The sequence below is a fragment of the Mycobacterium yunnanensis genome (assembly GCF_025823185.1).
Lineage (GTDB): Bacteria > Actinomycetota > Actinomycetes > Mycobacteriales > Mycobacteriaceae > Mycobacterium > Mycobacterium yunnanensis.
Genome location: NZ_JACKVK010000008.1, coordinates 1,188,367 through 1,208,551 on the forward strand (window position 1 = coordinate 1,188,367; position 20,185 = coordinate 1,208,551).

At 65.1% G+C, this 20,185-nt stretch carries 18 protein-coding genes; 15 read left to right on the forward strand and 3 right to left on the reverse strand.

The features are described from left to right. The first annotated feature begins 15 nt into the window (after nucleotides 1-15). Nucleotides 16-1,017, forward strand: coding sequence for a glycosyltransferase (locus tag H7K45_RS15670; protein WP_263996713.1), 1,002 nt, complete (start codon nucleotides 16-18; stop codon nucleotides 1,015-1,017). 134 nt (nucleotides 1,018-1,151) lie between these two features. Next, complete coding sequence (locus H7K45_RS15675; protein ID WP_263996714.1) at nucleotides 1,152-2,171, forward strand: cellulase family glycosylhydrolase; 1,020 nt, start codon at nucleotides 1,152-1,154, stop codon at nucleotides 2,169-2,171. A 5-nt stretch (nucleotides 2,172-2,176) separates the two neighbouring features. Here H7K45_RS15675 and H7K45_RS15680 read toward each other — a convergent pair whose 3' ends face one another. Continuing rightward, on the reverse strand, nucleotides 2,177-2,815 hold the full coding sequence (locus H7K45_RS15680) for a class I SAM-dependent methyltransferase (RefSeq protein WP_263997031.1): 639 nt from the start codon (nucleotides 2,813-2,815) through the stop codon (nucleotides 2,177-2,179). On the opposite strand from H7K45_RS15680, the gene H7K45_RS31525 reads away from it, so the two are divergent. The 9 genes from H7K45_RS31525 (at nucleotide 2,801) to H7K45_RS15725 (ending at nucleotide 12,240) form a co-directional block, all read left to right on the forward strand. Then, nucleotides 2,801-2,965: a hypothetical protein gene (locus H7K45_RS31525; RefSeq protein ID WP_263997048.1), complete on the forward strand. Its 165-nt coding sequence runs from the start codon at nucleotides 2,801-2,803 to the stop codon at nucleotides 2,963-2,965. The two genes, H7K45_RS15680 and H7K45_RS31525, sit on opposite strands and share 15 nt — an antisense overlap. A gap of 319 nt (nucleotides 2,966-3,284) precedes the next feature. Beyond that, entirely contained in the window at nucleotides 3,285-3,992 is a 708-nt protein-coding gene (locus H7K45_RS15690) for an acyltransferase (protein ID WP_263996715.1), read from the forward strand. A 184-nt stretch (nucleotides 3,993-4,176) separates the two neighbouring features. Further along, complete coding sequence (locus tag H7K45_RS15695) at nucleotides 4,177-5,535, forward strand: nucleotide sugar dehydrogenase (RefSeq protein WP_263996716.1); 1,359 nt, start codon at nucleotides 4,177-4,179, stop codon at nucleotides 5,533-5,535. Beyond that, nucleotides 5,528-6,517: an NAD-dependent epimerase/dehydratase family protein gene (locus H7K45_RS15700; protein WP_263996717.1), complete on the forward strand. Its 990-nt coding sequence runs from the start codon at nucleotides 5,528-5,530 to the stop codon at nucleotides 6,515-6,517. Before H7K45_RS15695 ends, H7K45_RS15700 begins: the two co-directional genes overlap by 8 nt. 335 nt (nucleotides 6,518-6,852) lie before the next feature. Beyond that, the gene (locus H7K45_RS15705; RefSeq protein WP_263996718.1) at nucleotides 6,853-8,025 is read left to right on the forward strand and encodes a glycosyltransferase; all 1,173 of its coding nucleotides are present in this window, start codon (nucleotides 6,853-6,855) and stop codon (nucleotides 8,023-8,025) included. 103 nt (nucleotides 8,026-8,128) lie between these two features. Beyond that, the gene (locus H7K45_RS15710) at nucleotides 8,129-8,809 is read left to right on the forward strand and encodes an acyltransferase (RefSeq protein ID WP_263996719.1); all 681 of its coding nucleotides are present in this window, start codon (nucleotides 8,129-8,131) and stop codon (nucleotides 8,807-8,809) included. Further along, complete coding sequence (locus tag H7K45_RS15715) at nucleotides 8,809-9,936, forward strand: glycosyltransferase family protein (protein WP_263996720.1); 1,128 nt, start codon at nucleotides 8,809-8,811, stop codon at nucleotides 9,934-9,936. Before H7K45_RS15710 ends, H7K45_RS15715 begins: the two co-directional genes overlap by 1 nt. Next, nucleotides 9,929-11,098, forward strand: coding sequence for a lipopolysaccharide biosynthesis protein (locus tag H7K45_RS15720; protein ID WP_263996721.1), 1,170 nt, complete (start codon nucleotides 9,929-9,931; stop codon nucleotides 11,096-11,098). The genes H7K45_RS15715 and H7K45_RS15720 overlap by 8 nt, the downstream gene beginning before the upstream one ends. After that, on the forward strand, nucleotides 11,095-12,240 hold the full coding sequence (locus H7K45_RS15725; RefSeq protein WP_263996722.1) for a glycosyltransferase: 1,146 nt from the start codon (nucleotides 11,095-11,097) through the stop codon (nucleotides 12,238-12,240). Before H7K45_RS15720 ends, H7K45_RS15725 begins: the two co-directional genes overlap by 4 nt. Here the strand turns inward: H7K45_RS15725 and H7K45_RS15730 are convergent. Both H7K45_RS15730 and H7K45_RS15735 read right to left on the reverse strand, forming a co-directional pair. Next, nucleotides 12,233-13,771, reverse strand: coding sequence for a cellulase family glycosylhydrolase (locus H7K45_RS15730; protein WP_263996723.1), 1,539 nt, complete (start codon nucleotides 13,769-13,771; stop codon nucleotides 12,233-12,235). The genes H7K45_RS15725 and H7K45_RS15730 overlap by 8 nt on opposite strands. 39 nt (nucleotides 13,772-13,810) lie before the next feature. After that, complete coding sequence (locus H7K45_RS15735) at nucleotides 13,811-15,247, reverse strand: O-antigen ligase family protein (protein WP_263996724.1); 1,437 nt, start codon at nucleotides 15,245-15,247, stop codon at nucleotides 13,811-13,813. Nucleotides 15,248-15,361: 114 nt separating this feature from the next. Between H7K45_RS15735 and H7K45_RS15740 the strand changes: the two genes are divergently transcribed. The 4 genes from H7K45_RS15740 to H7K45_RS15755 are packed head-to-tail and all read left to right on the forward strand — an operon-like array spanning nucleotide 15,362 to nucleotide 20,163. Then, nucleotides 15,362-16,927 carry a tyrosine-protein kinase domain-containing protein gene (locus H7K45_RS15740; RefSeq protein ID WP_263996725.1) on the forward strand — a complete coding sequence of 522 codons (1,566 nt, stop codon included), beginning with the start codon at nucleotides 15,362-15,364 and terminating at the stop codon, nucleotides 16,925-16,927. 31 nt (nucleotides 16,928-16,958) lie between these two features. Beyond that, nucleotides 16,959-18,179 (forward strand): alpha/beta fold hydrolase, encoded by a 1,221-nt coding sequence (locus H7K45_RS15745; protein WP_263996726.1) that lies wholly within the window; start codon nucleotides 16,959-16,961, stop codon nucleotides 18,177-18,179. Between the two features lie 41 nt (nucleotides 18,180-18,220). Then, nucleotides 18,221-18,892 (forward strand): YveK family protein, encoded by a 672-nt coding sequence (locus H7K45_RS15750; protein WP_263996727.1) that lies wholly within the window; start codon nucleotides 18,221-18,223, stop codon nucleotides 18,890-18,892. Beyond that, complete coding sequence (locus tag H7K45_RS15755; RefSeq protein WP_263996728.1) at nucleotides 18,889-20,163, forward strand: lipase family protein; 1,275 nt, start codon at nucleotides 18,889-18,891, stop codon at nucleotides 20,161-20,163. The genes H7K45_RS15750 and H7K45_RS15755 overlap by 4 nt, the downstream gene beginning before the upstream one ends. Nucleotides 20,164-20,185 lie beyond the last annotated feature (22 nt).

Consider the following 20,185-nt stretch of genomic DNA (forward strand, 5'->3'; position numbering starts at 1 on the left):
CGCGCAATGGACATCATGATGATCGGACCGGTTCCGCCGCCGGTGGACGGGCGCGCTCAAGCGACTCGCTGGTTGGTCGACGCGCTGCAGGACGACGGGCACGGCGTCAGGATCGTCGACACGCAGGTCGGCATCCTGACCAAGATGCGTCGCTGCCTGTGGGCCGCCGTATCCATCGTCTGGGGTACTCCGCCGGACCGAGTACTCGTAGTGGCCTCGGGTGAGATCGGCGTTCTGGCAGAGTCGATTCCGCTTCTCGCAACGCGGTTGCGTCGAGTTTCGACGTCTCTCGTTCACCACTCCGCGCACTACGTGCGAGCGGATTCAGCCCTGATGCGGTTGGCGCTCGCGGTCGGCGGGCCCGGACTACGGCACGTGGTGCTGGACCGTGCGATGGGCGACGCCTTGGCGCGGAGATACGACATCGATCCGACGAAGGTCGTCGTGGTCGACAACGCAGGCCTAATGCCGGTGGCACCACCTTCCCGCCCGGCACACCGGTCGGGGGCAGTGCACGTGTCGAACCTGTCGCAGGCGAAGGGACTCGGCGCCGTGTTGGAGGTGGCAGACAGGACCGGCGTCCACGTCACCTTGATCGGTAGTGCGCCGCCTTCGGCGACCGTGGTCCTCGACGACGCCCGTCGGCGCGGCGTGCGCTTCGACATGCTGGGACCGCTTCACGGCGAGCCCAAACGGCAGGCCCTGCTTGGCGCGCGATGCTTCGTCTTTCTCTCTAGCTACCACCACGAAGCTCAGCCATTAGTGCTGTACGAAGCCGCGGAAGCTGGCTGCGTACCCATCGCTTGGCGCATCGGCTGGATAGGGGAACAGTTGCAGCGACTGGGACTTGGTGACCACGCATTGACCCCGGGAGATGTCGCGGGGGCAGCGCACCTCGTCGAGGAGATAACGGCCATGGACGACATGTCCTTCGAGCACCTTTCCACCCGGGTGCGGGCGGCATTCGAAACACACCACGCCTCGACCGCCTCCCATTTTCGATCGGTAGTGGAATGACCGATCCGCTCGGCGGTCGCGCCACCCGATCGGATGCGTGGTGTGGAGCCCCAGCCATTCCGACGAGAGCGAGGAACGTGGACGGGCCCCGGTGTATTCGAACGCGTCTCAGGTCGAGCGGTGTGGTCGCGCTCGTGACGGGTCTCGTGGCGTCCGCACCCGCCTGCGGGTTCAACCCCGCGGCGGAGGCCGAGACGTCGATGGTGCCGCTATCCGAGCAGGTCGTCGGCATCTCCACCGTCGCAACGATGCAGCCAGGCACCGACATCGGCCGTGAGGTCGACGCCATTGCGAGCGTCGGTGTCAACGCCATTCGGGTGTCCGCGAAGTGGAACCTCATCGAGCCCGATCGCGGCGGGCCACTTCGGTGGGGGCCCCTCGATGCCGCGGTGCGCGCGGCTCGGGAGCACGGACTGCGACTGACGATGACACTCGAAGGCCCCGCGCCGCGATGGGCGCAGGACCCGTCGGCGGACCCCGCGGCGAACGGGAACCCACCTCTGGACGCGAACGACTTCGGCCGCTTCGCCGAGGCGGTCGCACGCCGTTACTCCGATGCGACCACTGTCTGGGAGATTTGGAACGAGCCGAACATCCCGCACTATCTCGATCCCCCTACGGTGGCAACGTACATACCCCTTCTGCAACAGGCATTCTCAGGAATTCGCCGTGCCGGAAGCGTCGCGCCGGTCCTCACTGGGGGAACGTCGAGCAATCTTGCCGGCACCCGGGACATCGACTTCATTCGGCAGCTCTACGACGGTGGCGCGCAGACTTACTTCGACGGGATCGCGCTGCATCCGTACACATTCCCGCTGCCGCTGTCATTCTCCGAAGGGCAGGGCTCGATCGTCGACGAGGTACGGCAGTTGATGCGGTCTCGCTCCGACGATGGAAAGAAGGTCTGGATTACCGAATTTGGGCAACCCACGGGCAGCACGACGGATTCGGTGAGCGAAGACGATCAGGCACGCATTCTCTCGGACGCGATCCGTGAGTCACGCGAGGTTCCGTGGATCGGCGGCTTCTTCATCTTCAACACGGTGGACCTCGTCGTGGAACCGTCCGACGAGGATGTGTCCTTTGGACTCTTTCGACGCGATTACACACCCAAGCCGGCAGTCGACGAGGTTCGTGCGGTCCTCGACGAGTAGCAATCTCAATCCGCGACTCGACCCTTGGCCAGCAACCCAAACGTATTGGGCGGTAGGCGGTTGCCGCCAAGCCCCTGAATCAGGGGCGATTGCGTCGAAAAGTAACGCATGACGTCCAGCGTCTCGAAACGCCTCTCGAACAGGTCGATCAACGCATGATCGTCCACGCCTTGGCGGACGACATGATATTCCACCAGGTCGGAGGGTTCGGTGTCGTCATACACACCACGAAGGCGTCGCCACCGTGTGGCCAGCCCCCGGCGCAGTTCTCCCTGAGTGAGGCGCCAGGCAAGATATGCACTCTGCGAAATGGTTCGTGCGTAAGCCCTTTGGCGTGGGTACCACAGCGGATCTTGGAATGTGAGGACGCATCCACCAGGTCTCAACAGTTCGTCACAGATAGTTGTTACGGTGCCCACATAGTCCGGGATGTGGTGGATCACGGAGATCAGGAGCACCACGTCGTACTGACGTCCTAGACGGGTGGTTTCCTGGCCGTCCGGGTCGAACACCACGTCGACGTCGGGCACGCCTTGGAATCTTTGCTTCAAGCATTCGAAGCTGGCCCGTGACATCTCGGTCACCGTTGGCGCGCCGCCTGCACGAAGCACCGTGTCGGTGAAAGATCCGTGTCCCGCACCCACTTCGAGAACATCGCATCGGGTCTGCCGCCGCAGAACGTCGCCTATTACCTCGTGGATTCGATCGTCGAGGCATGCGCGGATGGGGGCGTGACGAAGATGCGGGCTGCCGACCGTGTAGTCGTGACCGTCGCCGTGTGCCGAGTTCTGTGACTCCGTCACGGCTCTTCCGTCGTCTGGACTTGGAGTCATCGAAACCCTTTCGCACGCAAAGGCACCAACCAACGCCGAACTGGCATGAATCGTCCTCGATTGTCTCAGTCGAACGCGGAGTGAGGACTGAAATGGCCCATGAGCCGGGGCTGAATAGCGCGTCTTCAGCGAACGGTCGCGGCCCGGATTGGGAAGCTGGATCCGAACCAGAATCACAGCATGATTGGTAATCTCGGCTCACGTTCGCGGGTTGCGTCATTCGAGGGATCCTCCAACATTACGGGCGCATCGTGCGGATTTCCGCTACGGGGAGGTGGTCATGATGCGGCTCGTTCTCGAGGCGATCGTATGGATGTTGCCAGCAAATCGAATGAAGAACGCTCTGCTCCGGCGGTTCGGCCACCAGGTCGCGGATTCGGCCGTCATCGCCCCCAACGTCGTGCTGAACGTACGGCGGTTCGAGATTGGTGAAGACGTCCGCATCGGATTGCTCAACGTCTTTCGGGGTCTCGGCCTCGTACGTTTGGGCGACCACGTCATCATCAATTCGTGGAACTGGGTGTCGGCTTCACCGCAATTCCAACTCGTCGATCCGATGGCCGGCACGCTGGATTTGAGGTTTGGGGCGGGAATCACGAGCCGCCACTATCTGGATGCGTCCGGAACGATAATCATGGACCGTCACGCTCGGATTGGCGGCGGCCGCGCCTACGTGCAGACCCATGAGCCGGACTTCGAAACGAACAGTCAGACAGCCGGCCGTATCTTCATCGGCCACCACGCTCTCGTGAGCTCGTGTGCGGTCATGTTGAAGGGGGCGCATCTTCCCCCGCGCTCGATCCTTGCGGCCAACTCGACCCTGTTGCCCACGAGCTCCGCGCCCGCTCCCGGCTTGTACGCCGGATCGCCGGCGAAGTGGAAACGAGAGCTCGATGGCGAATACTTCCGGTCGCCGGACCACGTGATGCGCGAGTTCGTCGTCGAAGGTGAGATGGGCCCTCTTACCGTGGAGAATACGTCGGCCTGATTTCGGGCCGCCTAGGCCTGCTGCAGCAGGCGGTCGTACGCGCGGATTGCGGCCGGTGACCAGGTCGGGGGTGCCCGGGCCAGCACCGAGCCGCTGGTGAAGGCGCACCCACGTCGAAATGCGGTCCTGGGCCGCAGCGGTCAGACTTGGAGTCGCGGGGGCAGGTGCTGTAATAATTTGAGGAATGAGCGGTTTGCCAGCAAAGTACGACATTGGAATTGTGGGCCTTGGTTACGTAGGTCTCACCCTGGCTACCGTGCTCGCCGAAGCGGGCAACTCGGTGATCGGTGTCGAGAAGCGCTCCGACCTCGTCGAGATGACCAACGCGGGCATCCCGCACTTCACGGAAACGGGCCTCCCGGACGCCCTTGCCGGCGTGACCCAGTCGAAGAAACTCGTCGCCGCGGAGGCCTTCGACGAGAGCTTCGGCTGCGACATCTACATCATCACCGTGGGTACGCCACTGTCTCCGGAAGGTGTTGCCCGGCTTGACATGATCGAGGCCGCGGCTCGCGACATCGCCTCCAACATGCAGGACGGTGCCCTCGTCATCCTCCGGTCGACTGTCAAGGTCGGCACGACCCGTGACGTGGTGTCACCGATCCTGGCCGCGAGCGGCAAGAAGTTCGACATCGCAATGTGTCCCGAGCGCACCCTCGAGGGCAAGGCGTTGCAGGAATTGCGCGAGCTACCGCAAATCGTCGGCGCCGACGATCAGGCGACGGCCGATCGCGCCGCAGCGGTCTTCCGCAAACTGACCAATTCCATCGTTCTCGTGTCCAGCATCGAAACTGCGGAAATCGCCAAACTGGTGAGCAACACCTTCCGCGACGTCCAGTTTGCCTTCGCCAACGAAGTCGCCCGAGTGTGCGACGCGTTCGGCGTCAGCGCATACGAGGTCATCTCCGCGGGAAAGCTCGGGTACAGCCGGACCAACATCCCGCTACCGGGGCTCGTCGGCGGCCCCTGCCTCGAGAAGGACCCGCACATCCTGATGGAGAGCGCGCGCAGCCGCGGGATCGACATGGAGATCACGGCGGCGGGCCGCGTCGTGAACGAGCGCCAGCCCGACGAGACCGTCGCGTTCATCAGCGGCGAGATCAAGCGTCGGGGGCTGTCGGGCCCGCTCAAGGTCAACCTGGTCGGGATGGCCTTCAAGGGTTTGCCCGAGACCAGCGATTTGCGCGGCTCGATGTCGATCAAGGTGCTCGACGCCCTGAAGAAGGCACTCCCGGGTGCCGAGATCGGCGTGTACGACCCGGTCACTGCGCAGGACGAGTTGGCCAAGGAGTTCCCGGAGGAGCGGAACTTCAGTCGACTGGGTGACGCCGTGAACGGGGCAGACGTCGTCGTGATCGGCAACAATCACCCGTCGCTCAAGACCATCTCGCCCAGGGCCATGAAGGAATTCATGAATCCCGACGGCTTCGTCTTCGACTACTGGAACCACTTCAGCCATCTGCCGGCGTCAGAACTCGGTGATTCGTACTTTGCCGTGGGCAAAGCCGGCGCCGTGGGTGCAGCGGAGCCAGTCCGTGGGTAAGCGCGTCGTCGTCACCGGTGGGGGTGGCTTCATCGGCGCCTACCTGGTCAAGCGCCTGGTGCGCGACGGCTGGGACGTCGCGGTCGTCGACAACATGGTGCGCGGCGACGCCACGCGGTTCGCCGAGGTCGCCGATGACGTCGACCTCTACACGTGCGACGTGCGCGACCAAGCCGCTCTCGAGAAGGCGTTCGCCGGCGCCGAGGTGGTCATGCATCTCGCCGCCGTCAACGGCACCGAGAACTTCTACACGCAACCCGAACTCGTCCTCGAAGTGGGCATGCTGGGTGCGCTGGCCGTCGTCAACGCGGGCCGCGCCGCGGGTGTGCCCGACCTCGTGGTGGCCTCCACCGCTGAGGTGTACCAGACACCCGCCATCATCCCGACGCCCGAGACGATCCCGTTGATGCTGCCGGACAGCCTCAACCCGAGGTACTCCTATGGCGGGGGCAAGATCGTCAGCGAGCTGATCGCCTTCAACTATGGTCGCGAACACTATCGGCAGGTGCAGGTCTTCCGGCCGCACAACGTGTTTGGACCCAACATGGGGTGGAAGCACGTCGAGCCGCAGTTCATCATGCGTGCCTTGGCGGCGCAGGACGCACATCCAGAAGGCAAGGCGCCGTTCGACATTCAGGGTGACGGTTCTGAAACGCGATCGTTTTGCTACGTCGACGACGTCGTCCAAGGCATTCTCACCATGTACGACAAGGGCGGCCACCGAGAGATCTACCACATCGGTAGCGACGAAGAAGTCTCCATCCGTGACCTCGCGCAACGCATCGGATCCATCGTGGGCGTCGACCTCGACATCCGGCCTGGCGAGATCAAGTACGGCGGAACACCACGTCGCTGCGCCGACATCACGAAGATGCGCGCGCTGGGATGGGCTCCGGTGACCGGATTGGACGAAGGTCTCGAACGCACCGTGGCGTGGTACCGCGAGCACCGTGACGACGTGCCCGCCAACGACCTCATGTAGCCGACCGCGGACGTGCGGGGGGCCGTTGCGGGCTCTACAGCTCACCGCGTGCCGCAGCTGTCGTGCGCTTGCCGAGGTCGGCCCACGTGCCCGAACGGGTGCCGGTCGAATCTGCCGCTACGATTGGTCCGGTGAAGCTCTCTTGGGGTGACGTGATCGAGTCCATCCCGGAGGCTCCGCGGCGGCCGCGCAGAGCGGCGCCGAATGCGTGCCCAGCCGACCTGCGGGAGTTTGCCGAGAGTTGAAACTACTCCCGCTTTGAGGTTTCATGGACGCAGCCACGGAGGGACGGAAACCGGTTTCGCAACCCGCCGAATAATACACCTGCGAGAGGGATGTCCAGGGTGCCTCCTGTCCGGAAATACGACGGCCTCGACGGGCCGCGCGTGGCGATCGCACACGACTACCTCACCCAGCGTGGGGGCGCCGAGAAGGTCGTCCTCTCGATGTCTCGCATCTTCCCCAACGCCCCGATTTACACGTTGCTGTACGACCCCGAGAACACTTATCCGGAATTCGCCAATTGCGATATTCGAGTATCGCCATTGAATTCGCTCGGACCCATTCGCAAACACCACCGCGCCGCGTTGCCGATCCTGCCGTTCGCAGCGAACGGCATGCACATCGACGCCGACGTCGTGGTGACCAGTTCGAGCGGCTGGGCGCACGGCTTCACGACCAACGGGCGGAAGCTGGTGCATTGCCACTCGCCGGCCCGCTGGCTCTACCTGAGCGACATGTATCTCGGCGACGGAAGCCATCCACTCAAGCGTGCGTTGCTCACTGTCACCGCGCCGTTCTTGCGCGCCTGGGATCGCCGCGCGGCCAAGTCGTGCGACCAGTACCTCGCGGTGTCGACCGCTGTCCAGCAACGGATCGCAGCCACGTACGGAATCAAGGCCGACGTGCTGTGGTCGCCGGTGGCGATGACCTCGAGCGCCACGACCGAGCCGATACCGGAACTCGCGCAGTGGCTCGCCGCCGACGGTGAGACCAATCACGACGACTCGTTCTATCTGTGCGTATCCCGACTACTCCCGTACAAGAACGTCGACGCGGTGGTGGGCGCCTTCGCGGGCCGGTCCGAACGCCTCGTCGTCGTGGGTCGGGGGCCGGACGCCGAGCGGATCGCGGCGGGCAAGACCTCGAACGTCTTCATGCTCAGCGATCTCACCGACGGTCAAATGTCGTGGTTGTACGCCAATTCTCGGGCGCTCATCGCGGCAAGCTACGAGGACTACGGGTTGACGCCGATCGAAGCGGGGGTGTGGGGCAAACCCAGCGTGGTGTTGCGCTGGGGTGGCTTCCTCGACACGGTTGCCGAGGGCGTGACTGGGCTGTACTTCGACGAGCCCGACTCCAGATCGATCGCCGACGCCCTCGACCGGTTCAGCGCGTCTCATTTCGATCCGGACAAGATCCGCGCGCACGTCGAACTCTTCACCGAGGAGCACTACGCCGAGGAGCTCGTGGCGGCGGTGGACGCACTGGCGGCGAGGCCGAAGTGAGTGGTCGCATCGCCGATGCCGGGTGGGCGGCATCTTCGAAGACCTTGCCGGAAGACATTTCTCGACCACTGGTCGAGTCGACACCAACACGGGAGAATGACGCGTGATACCAGAGCCCTTCAAGGCAGACCCCGAAGACCGCGCGAGGAAGTTGGCCGCGGCCCCCGGGTTGAAGTTGCCCCCTGATCCCGAATGGGAACTTGGTCCGGACGGTCGCGTCGTGGCCTACAAGATGCAGGGCATGACGTTCGCCCGCAAGGCGCGAAACCGCATCTCCACGATCTTGTACAACATGATCGTCACCTACATCCCGTCGCACTTCGTGCGACAGAACTTCCTGCGCTGGGTCGCCGGCACCACCATCGGTGAGAAGTCGACCCTGATGCGCGGCGTGACGGTGTTCGATCCGGAGTTCTTGACCATCGGCAACTACACCACCATCGGTTTCCGCTGCTTTCTGGATTCGCGGGCCGGGATCTCGATCGGCGACAACGTGAACATCGCCAGCGACACCCATATCCTCGGTGGTGGCCACGACATCAACCACCCGGACTTCCTCCCCATGCCGATCCCGACCGTGATCGAGGACTACGTGTGGATCGCGAGTCGGGCGATGATCCTCCCGTCGCACATCAAGCGCGGCGCAGTCGTCGCGGCCCACGCCGTGGTCACCAAGGACATCGAGGAACTCGACGTCGTCGGCGGCGTTCCCGCCAAGGTGCTGACCAAGCGCAATCCCGAGGCTCTGAAGTACAGCAGCCCTTACCGTCCGCTCTTCTTTTGATGGCCGTCGATCTCAAGGACTATCGCCTGATCTACGTCGGCCCGCGGAATCACGTGACGGCGATCGGGGACTACACCGAAGACTTGGTCGAGGCCTACCGCTCGCACTTCGGCGACGTCGCGGAGGTCCGCGTCTCCGGGCCCGGTGACGAGACCTGGGCCGACGTACGGCGGGTCCGCAAGCGCATTCGCGATCTCGTGGCGTCGTGGCCGGTCGGAAAGGTGTTGGTCCACAGCGAGATTGGCTGCGGAATGCTGTCGCCGTTCTGGTCGATCGCCGGTTTGGACGATGTTCCGGTGACACTCACCGTGCACGACCCCCCGCAAGCCCTGTGGTTCACCGCCCGCACCCGTTTCGTGGCCAAGCACAAGCTGCTCATGCATGGCTTCCACTATCCGCTTCGTCCGGTCTCGCGCTGGCTGGAAGGCAAGGTCAACGACCGCCGCCACATCTTCGCCCTCAGCAAGACCGGGCAGGCGTCGATCGACCGGGTCTATCCGAGGATGCACACCCACTACGTGCCGTACCGCGTCGCGGACAAGCCCGAGATCAAGCCGCCGGAAGACCGGCCGAAGGCGATCGGCTTCTTCGGACTCGTCTATCGCGGAAAGGGTTTCGAGCAAATAGCGCAGATCCGCGAGGAGTTGCCCGATGACATCTTGATTCGCATCGCCGGGCGCGGTACCGAGGCGCTGCCGCGAGCCGACGGCATCGAGATCGTCGGGGGCATCGACGGGGCCGAGGAGGACGCCTTCTTCGAGTCGGTGCGCGCGATCGTCATTCCCTACGGTAAGCGGCACTTCTACGCCGACACGTTTCCCGCCTCGTCGGTCGCCGCGCATGCGCTGGCCTACCGCACCCCCATCGTGGCCACCGGTTACGGCTCGCTGGCGGAGTTCGACGCCGAGACCGGCGCGGTGGTCGTGCCGATGGCTGCCGGCGATGAAAATGCGCTGCCGCCCGGCTTCACCGACGCGATCGCATCGTTCGTCGACGACGACGACAGGGTCGCGCAACTGGGGAGGAACGCCGAGCGCACCCGTGATGAGCGGTCGACGCGCATGACTGCAGAGGCATTCGTGGCGGCGTGGTCGGACATCCTGGGCGGTCAGTCCGAAGGTGCCTGACCCCACCACACAGGGTGCGGCCGCCCCGCGCAACATCCTGAAGACACTCGTTGCCGTGGGCTGGATGTACGGCGGCCGCGGCGTCGGAATGCTGTGGACGCTGGCGCTGGTAGGGAAGTTGAGCGTCGGCGACTACGGCAGGTACGGAATGGGATTCGCCCTGTCCGCCGTCGTGGGCCCCCCGTTGGACAACCCGTTCAACGTACGGGCGATGCGCGAGTCCGACGAGCACTTCCGCGCGGAGCGAACCAGCCGGTTCCTGCTCGGCCTGACGCTGATGGCCTTGGGCGCGTGCTTGATCGGCGTGAACTACATCGCGTGGTTCGGGCTGGCCATTGCCGGCGGCGAGATGGTGTTCAAGTCCTATCAGAGCCAAGCTGCGCGCGACGGTCATCCGCAACTCACCTGGCGGATGGACACTGTGCGGCAGGTCACCAGCGTGGCCATCGCAGGCAGCTACCTGTTCGGCGTCGACGACCCCAGCCTGCAGATCGCGAGCCTGCTCTACTGCTCTCCCTACCTCGTCGTGCTTGGACTTGCCGCACGGCGGGTGTGGGGACATGGTCCGGGCGTACCCGGTCCGCCCAAGCTCATCGCCGCACTCGTCGGCGAGATGCTCGGAATGTGCCTATACCTCCAGGGTGACGTACTGCTCCTTGGCTTCCTCACGGACAGCACGACGGTCGGCTACTACGCGTTGACCGTGACGGTGACGGTCGCGCTGGCCGCCATTGGCCAATCCTTCGCCATGACCTACAACGAGCCGTTGCGCCGCAGTGGCGGTGACCTGTCGACGGGACCCTCGCTCAAGCACATCGTGATGCTCGGGCTCGGCACCGGTGCGCTGGTGGTCATCGCAGGAGTCGTACTCCTGCTGACGCCCGCGCCGACCCAGCTCGGCGTCGCGATGCTGATCATGTCGGCCTTCTGCGCCATGCGCACGATGAGTTCCGTGCTCGCCGTCATCCTGTACGCGCAGCGGCGCGACCTGATCCGGCTGAGCGCCAATCTGGGGTTGGTTCCCGTGAAGCTCGGCGCCGTCGCCGCGCTCGCGCAGTTTGGGGCCATTGGGGCGGCGATCGCCACGGTCGCCACCGACGCCACCCTGCTGGTGATCTACTTGCTAGCCATCTATCGAAAGAAGGAGCCCGCAGGCGCATGACCAAGGTTGCATTCCTGGTGTCCAAGGATCCCAAGACCGAACACGGTGGGGATGTCGAACTGGCAAGGGTGGCGTTGCGCCTGGCTGCGGAGTCCTATGACATTCGCGCCATTTGCCTGTCGGACGAGCCGCCCGGTGACACCACGGTCGACGTGGTCAAGGGTGGTCTTCGCCTCAAGCGCATCGTCCAGCATCCGGTCGACAAGGTGGGGTTGCTGACCGGAGCGATCCGGAAGCGGCGCAGTCTGGTCCACATTCGGTTCGACACCGACGAGTTGGTCGAGGCGATCGAGGCCGGTGACGACGACGTGTTCTTCTGCGAGCACAATTACATGGCCGAATCCTTCATCCGCAGTAAGCACTTCGGCAACAAGGGCTTCGTGGTGAACACCATCAACACCGAATCGCAGGTGTGGCTCGCGACGCGAGGGCTACTCGGCAAGATCGAGGCTCCTCGCCTGCTGCGCGACGAGCTTCGGGTGGCGAAATTGGCCAACGCCGTCGGCTGCTACGAGATCGAGGAAGCCGAGATGTACCGCGCCAACGGTGTTCCCGGTGCGCGCTTCATGGAGGTGACGCTGCCGCCGATCGAACAGATCGACATCTCGCAAAGTGGTCAGCGGTTGGTCTTCCTCGGTGGCCGCGACTGGCCGCCGAACGAGGAGGCGTTCCACATCGCACTGCGATTGTGGCCGCGGATCGCCGAGGGCATTCCCAACGCGGAGCTGTGCATCGTCGGAGCCAAGAAGACCGGGTCGACGGATCCGGTGTATCCCGACCGGGTTCGCGACCTCGGCTTCGTCGACGATCTTCCTGCGTTCCTCAAGACCTGTCGCGCACTGATGGCGCCGATCAGAACAGGCGGGGGAGTACGCGTGAAGCTGCTGGACTCCGCCAGCCAGGGTCTACCGGTGGTCGGAAGCGGACCCGCGGTGGGCTCCCTCACCACCGTGCTCGGCATGTCGACGTACGACGACGACGACGAGTTCGTCGCAGAATGCCGCCGGATGCTGCTCGATCGTGACGTGGCCGTCAAGGCGGGACGTGACCTGTACGACGCGAATCGGACGCACTGGGAGCAGAAGCGGCCGCAGAAGGCGGTTGAAGCGCTGGTCCAGGCGGGTCTGCAACCCGTCAGATGAGATGAACCGTGGCGCCGGTGTCCTGCTGCCACGTGATGTAGCCGTGTTCGAACTGAACCTTCACCCCGGACGTCTGGGGCTCCTCGTCGGACATGGCTAGACCCAGCCGCGGAGTCCACGCCTCGACGATGCCGCGACCCGCGGCGTGGGCGCCGGTCGCGGCAGACCACCAAATCCGCACGCCCGCGGGCGAATCCGTGTCTTGGTAACCGTCGGCGAACGGGGTGGTGGGCACCAGGCCGTATCGACTGGCTTTGTCGGCGACCGGGTTTGGCGACGACATCATCCCCGTCGGCGTCTCGTAGACAGTGGCGGCGGTGCGCCGTTGAGCCCAGACCGTCGGCGTCGCCCGGTAGACGGGGCTGAGCACGTCGCCGTAAGTGAGATCTGTGACGGCGCTAAAGCGTTCGTACTCGGCGGATCGTGGAGCCCCCTGGGCGATCCGATCCTTGACGGCCTGGGCAGCGGGCTTTGGTGACCAATCCGAGCGGTACACGCCGAAGACGTCCTCGGGGTCGCCGCTCCCCGTCAACCGGTCGCGTGTGGTGTGAATCATGATCGGTCCCGCGTAGGGCATCTCGGGCCACTTGGTGAGGAAGTCGGCGATGAACGCAGCCTGCCCGGCGTCGTCGGTCGAGGTCGACGGCTCTCCGTACTCGGTCGCCCAAATCTTCTTGCCCGCATCGCCGTTGGCGATCATCAACTCCCGCATGGCAATCGTTTGATTCAGGGGTGAATTGGCGATGGAGGCGCCGTCGGAGAACTTCAACGTGTACTGGTACGGATGGAACGACAGAGCGTCCATGAAATCTCTCGCCCCGTCGAGGTACATCTGCTGGAGGAACCGGACGGGATCGACCGTCGTGACGCCCTGGTCCACCACCGAGCCGAGTACCCCGCCGATGACGGTCGCGGCGGGATCAGCGCCCTTGATGCTCGAATACGCAGCCTTCAGTAGCTCGGTGTAACCAGCGGGGTCGGGCGACGGTGCGAAGAACTGCGCGCCGTTGGGTTCGTTCCAGACCTCGTAGGCGGAGATCTGGCCCCGGTACCTCCCTGCAACCTTCGCGCAGAAGTCCGCGTATCGACCGGCGGACGCCGGTCGACCGATGATGGCGGGCACGTTCGGCGCGACCGCCCACGCGGGGCTCGCGTTGACGACGGCGACGACGGTCAGCTTCCGCGCGGAGGCCGCCTTCACCGTCTCGTCCACCTTCGTCCAGTCGAACTCATCCTGAACCCGTTCGACGCCCGCCCACGGAATCATCAGCCGCACATAAGTCGCGCCGGTCGCCGACATCAAGTCGAACGTCTGATTCATCTGGGCGTCGGACATGAAGTACGTCTCGGGATCGTGAAACCCGACGCCAACGGTCACAGGGGTCGCCTTGGCGCCTTCGGGCGGCACGGCGTGCACCTGCCGCGGAGGGGCCGACGGCCGTTCGCAGGACACCACGACCCCTGCGAGCAGGCAGACGGCAAGACCGGCGATCACCACCTGAATGACGCGACGAGCCGACCGAAGAGGCACGCGCCGCACAGTACCTCGGACTCTCCGGCGGGACGCGGACTAGACGATCTTCGTGCCCACCAGCGGCGGCATCGACGGCCGCCCAGTCGACACACTCTCGACGGCGACGAGTTCGTCGCGTGTCCTTCGTCGCTCCTGGTCGACGAAGATCAGGAACGTGAGCATCACGGAGAACATCAGGGTCACCTGCGGGATGGTCGCCACCATGTGGTCGAGCTGAAGGGCCACGAAGCACATGCCGATGAAGATTCCGCCGAACATGGCGTACGGCAGCGAATTCGACCTGATGAGTCGTCCGCTCACCACGCAGCCCAAGACGAGCAACGTGATGAATATGAGACCGACCACGATGCCGGCTCGATAAATCGTGATCAACGGCGCATTAGCGACGAAGTTCAGCGTGAACGCGGTGTTGCCATCCTTGAATTCCGGCCGGCCCCAGCCCAGGCCGAATGGCCAATGCCCCGCCATCTGGCTCGGCCACTGTCGAATTGCGTCGGCTCGCGACGCGCTGCCGACGTCGTCGGAGCCAAACGAGGAGAAGATGCGGGTCCGCACGGCGGGGGTCAGCATTGCCGCTACTGCGACCAGAGCGATGGTTCCGAGCGCGATGCTGCGATCGCGCGTCCGCATGGAGTGGAACACCAGTACCAGCACGACTCCGACCAGAACGCTGAAGATCGCGGAGCGACTGAGGGTGAGCACGATGGCGACCGACAGGATGGCCACGAGGAGGGCTCTCGTCGCGCCCGTGAACAGAACCATTGCGAGGGCGAGGGCGATGATCAGCCCGATACCCGCCATGTTGGGGTCGACCCACAATCCACCGAGGCGGACGAACCGCTGGGCACCCTCTTCGGTGTAGACGAAGCGACCCGTCGCGACCAAGCCGTAACCAAACGGACTGAAGATTCTGATGAAACTCTGCGTGGGGTCGGCGGCGACGATGGCAATGCCGAACAGTGCGTTCAACGTCGCAAAGTAGACGTAAATGCGGCCGAACTTGGTGAGGAGCTCCGGGGGAAATCGCAGCAAAGCAATCACGGTCAACGTGGCCACCGACCACTTGATGACTTCTGACACGTCGGTGACGGTTCGGCCGGTGAACACGACGGACACCCATGACGCGATGACGAGGGCGATCAGCACCTTCTCCATCGGGTGAAATGGTTTCGGCTCATCCCTGTGCACCACGGCGGCCAGCACGACTCCGGCGGCGAAGGGCAAGTACAGGGGCACGTGGATCCCGGGAAAGTAGCCAAAGGGGAGCATCCCCAGAGCCGCAGCCAACCCCCATGCCAGCCACTGTGGGTGTCGTATGCCCACGTAGAGCCCAATGGCGAGGGCCGCGAGCCCGCCGACGGCGAGTGTGGCCGTCGAGTCCGCACTGCCAGCCAGGGCTGCGACGACCGGGCACGCGACTACAATCGTGGTGCCGGTGGCCAGCTCTTTGCGCGACCGCATCGCCCTTGTCACGGTCTCAATAGTCGGCGTTGTGTTCGCTGAATGCAACTGCGGGTGCCCGGCCAGCGGCGTGCTTTGTGTTCCTCGGCCAGCTATGGTTGGTCCGTTGCGGCAAACTTCAAACGAATGGAGATCCCGGTGGCGATCGGGGATTATCTGCGTACCTTCAGACGCTTTTGGTGGCTCGTCGTCGTGCTCACCGTCCTAGGCGCTGGCATTGGTTACGCGACCACTTTCATGACCACTCCGCAATATGCGTCGACGGCGCGACTGTTCGTCACCACTCAGAGTGGTACCTCCGTCGGTGACGCGTACCAGAACAACCTGTTCTCGCAGGAGCGCGTCGTTTCGTATGCCGGGCTCGCCACGAGCGAGCAGGTGGCCGCCCGGGCCGTCGACCAGCTCAAGATGCCGATCACGGCCGACCAATTGCGTGCCAAGATCACCGCGACCCCCCTGCCGAAGACGGTCCTGCTCGACATCACGGTCAGCGACCCCGATCCGGCGCTGGCCCAGACCTACTCCAACGCGGTCGCCGATCAGTTGGTCCAGCTGGTCAGCGAACTCGAGACGTCGCGACGCGGCGGCACCCCCGCCGCCGGCGCCATCCTGCTCGACGACGCGAACTACCCGACGACGACGGCTGGCCTGTCTTTGCTGACTCGGATCGGTCTTGGCGCGGTAGGCGGGTTGCTCGTCGGGTTGCTGCTGGCAGTGGGGATCGGCGTGCTCGACACCCGCGTCCGCGCTCGCGACCGTGTCGAAGCGGTCACGAAGTCACCTGCGCTCGGAGCCCTCGTCGCCGATCCGAATCGATCGAACGTCGCCGTGGCCAACCTTCAGGCGGGTGGCGTGGCCGTCGAGCGACTGCGTGAGCTGCGGACCAACCTCCAGTTCGCGCGCACCGCGTCGGGACAGCGTCCCCAGGTGATCGCGGTAACCAGTCCGTCGAAGGGCGATGGCCGGACGACGACTGCGATCGACCTCGCCGCGGTCTTCGCCGAGGCGGGCCGCTCGGTCGTCCTCGTCGAGGGCGACTTCCTCGATCCGTCGCTCGTGGAGCGCCTCGCCCTCACCGACGCCGAGCGTTCCCAGGCCGCCCAGCGCGGTCTCGGCACGGCCCTGGTCGGCAGCCACGACGTCGTGTCGGCCGTCATCGAATCCGCCGGCGGCGCGCCCTTTGCGTTGCTGCCCGCTGGCCCGTCGGCGTCGACCCTGAGGCGCTTGTGGGGCGATCCGTCCGCCGCCGCAGCGATCGAGGACCTCCGCCGCAACTTCGATTACGTGATCATCGACACTCCGCCACTGACGAGTTGCTCCGACGGTGCCGTCGCCGCCGCCCTCGGTGACGGCGCAATCGTGTTGGCGCGGATCGGCCACACCACCACCAGGGCGCTCACCTCGTCCCTCAGGGTCCTCGAGTCGGCCAACGCCGAACTCATCGGCACCGTGGTGACCTGTGAGCCCGGCCACCGGCGCGAACTGGCCAAGGTGTCGGACGGCGCCCGGGCTTCTCGAACTGCGACGACGACAACCGCCCCGGAGTCGTCCGCATCGGCGGAGTCGTCCGTCGACGACGGCCCGTCCTACGGGCAGCCCACGACCGACGGCGAGTTGCCTGCGACGACGGCGTCCGGTTCGAGTGAGACCGGCAGTCATCGGTTGTCGGGCGCCAAGCGCGAAAGTCGATGATCTGATGGCCGTGTGGCGGAGTCTCGCGTGTGTGGCCGCGACGACGATCCTCGTCGCGGGTTGCTCGTCGACCGCGCCCCAGACGCGGACGGCCCCGAACGACGACGGCACGGCGGTCAAGACATTCGAGCCGGTCTTCACCGGCGCGGCCCAGCTGGGTCCGCCCGACCTCGTCGACGACGGGCCGGGATCGCTCGTCTCGGTCGAGGTGATGCACGGAAGCGAAGAACTCGAGGACGCCAACGCGACGTACGCCCGGATCGTCTATCGATCGACGTCGGGTGTCGACGACAGTCCGACCGAGGTGTCGGGTGTGGTGGCGATTCCGCCCGGTCAGCCGCCCAAGGGTGGTTGGCCGATCATCTCCTTCGGGCACGGAACGACCGGCGTGCTCAACAAGTGCGCACCGAGTAGGTTCCCGACTCTGCCGGGGAACGGCTTCATGATGCAGGCGATGGTGTTGAACGGTTTCGCCGTCACCATGACCGACTACCAGGGTCTTGGCGTACCGGGCTACTACCATCCCTTCCTCGACTCGAAGACGTTCGGCAACAACATGATCGACGCGGTGCGTGCGGCGCGGCGGGTCGGCGCCGACCTCAGCAACCAGTGGGTGGCCTTCGGGCATTCACTCGGAGGGATGGCGGCATGGGCGGCGGCTGACCGCGCAGGCGTGTACGGCCAGGGCCTCGACCTCAAGGGTTCGTTGGCCATGGCGCCGGCCGCCGACATGGCTGGGATGGCCGATGCCGCGTGGAACGGGACGCTGACCGCCGACCAACGCGTTGCGCTCGTATTCGCACTCCAATCGCTGGCATGGTCACACCCCGACCTCGACCTTGACCGGTACCGGCGGGGGTACACCGCCGAACACTGGGATCAGCTGTTGGACTGTCTCCCGCCCAACATCGACGACATCCTGGCCGTTCGCTCGAAGATGACGAACTCCGATCTGAAACCGGAGACGCCCGCCGACCGCGACCGGCTGCACGACCTACTCGCGCAGATGGCATTGCCGCAGAACAAGTTGACCACGCCGTTGTTGGTGATCTACGGCACCGAGGACACCCTGGTGGATCTGCCATGGTTCGAGTCCGCGGTGAATCGTGCCTGCGCACAGGGAGATCGACTGCAGATCGAGAAGAGCATCGGGCAGGGCCACAGCGATCTGGACAGCACGTACGGGCTGCCGTGGCTGCGCGACCGCCTCACCGGTGAGACCGTCCCCGACTCCTGTCCGGGGCAGTCTTGAGGCCGCCTGCGGGGGTTCCCCGCGTCCGCGACTACGTTCACATGCTGTCGCGATTCTGGTGGGTGATCGTCTTGGCGACGATTCTGTCCGCCGTTGCGGTGGTGGTGTCCGACCGGTACGTGCGGGAGCCGGTGTACGCCGCGTCGACCCAGCTCTTCGCAGTGGTGCCGGGCGACGCGCAAACCCGCTCGGCTTACGAGGGCAACCGCGCGGCGTCGGTCCGCATGGATACCTACACCCAACTTGCGACGTCGACCATCGTGACGTTGCGGACCATCGACGAACTCGGGCTCGACGAAACGCCCGAAGAACTCGCGAAACGCATCAGCGTGAAGACCGTCCCCGGAACGCTGTCGCAGTTCTCCTATCCGCTCTCGGCTCTCCTCAACGTGCAGGTGAGCGGGAGCGACCCGGGCGAGACCGTGAAGGTCGCCAATGCGGTGACACGTCACCTCATCGAGGCCTCCCAGGAAACGGAATGGACGGGGACCGAGTCGGGGCCCGCGCTGGTTCTCGTCGACCAGGCCACGTCTGCGCAGGTCGTCGGTGCGTCGTGGCTCCCCAACGCAACGTTTGGCGCGATCTTCGGACTGGTGCTGAGCTGCCTCGCGGTGCTGGCGACCGGCGCTGGGCAGGACCGCATCTTGAATAGGGGGCAACTCGCCCATCTCGCCGAACAGTCGATCGGCGGCGACGACGGGGACCGTCGATGATCCTTCGGAAGGTCGCGCTCGCCGTGGTGTCGGTCGGCATCGTTGGTGCCCCGCTGCTTTCCGGCTGCGAACGAGCGCCCGCACCCGCGCCGCCCCCTAGCAGCGATGCGTCGAGCATGCAGGGTGTGCCCGTCGACGCGGACTTCACCGGATCCGGCAGCGGCGCGCTGAAGGCCGCCGTCACCATGCCGACGGTGGATCGTCGGCTCCTGAAGGTGACATCGCTGGCCGCGCGCATCGAATTCGAGTCGAAGTCGGGCATCGACGGCAGTTCGCAGTTGGTGTCGGGCTCGGTCTTCGTGCCCAAGGGCGAACCGCCGCCAGGCGGATGGCCGGTGGTCGCGATGGGTCACGGCACCACCGGCATCCAGCACGATTGCGGCCCCTCGCGGTCGCCCAACCTCCTGGGTTCCGCGGATCCGGTTGCCACCCTGGTCAATTCGGGCTTCCTCGTCACGTTGCCCGATTACCAGGGCCTCGGGATGGACCAGACCTACCACCCCTATCTCGATTCGACCACCGTCGGCTACAACATGATCGACGCGGTGCGCGCCGCGCGAACGCTGGTGCCGAACGCGTCGACCCGTTGGCTGGCTTTCGGGGTGTCTCAGGGTGGCCAAGCAGCATGGGCGGCAAATGAATTGGCTGGCGACTACGGCCAGGGCCTGCAATTGGTCGGCGCGGCCAGCATGGCCCCGGCGGCCAGCGTGGCTGGTCTGGCCGATGCCGCCGCCGCCGGCACCCTGACGCCCGAGCAGGCCTCTGCGCTGCAGTGGGTGCTCTACTCGTTGAAGGAAGAGCACCCCGATCTGAATCTCGACGACTTCCGCCGCGGAATCGTCGAGGACAAGTGGGACGTCTTCTCCGCGTGCTCGGGTCCGCTGGTCGCGCAACGTACCGGATTGACCGAACAGGTCACGCCGGACGACCTTCGGCCGTCGACCCCGGACGCAGCGGATCGCCTCCGCGGATACCTGACGCAGATGAGTCTGCCGAAGACGCCGACGGCGGCGCCGATGCTGGTCGTGTTCGGCGAGCTCGACAAGGTGGTCACGCCCGCGTGGACGGAAGCCGCTGTGGCTCAGGCATGTTCGATGGGCGACGTCATCGAGGCCTACAGCGTTCCCGGAAGGGGGCACGACGACATCGACGGGGCCGTGGCGCTCGGGTGGGTGCAGAAGCGGTTCGCCGGTGAAGACGCGCAGAATTCGTGTGACGTGCAGGGGGGTCCGATCCTGCGGCTGAGCCCCAAACCGTGGTACGAGGAATGATCTCGGACGACATCGGGCCCGG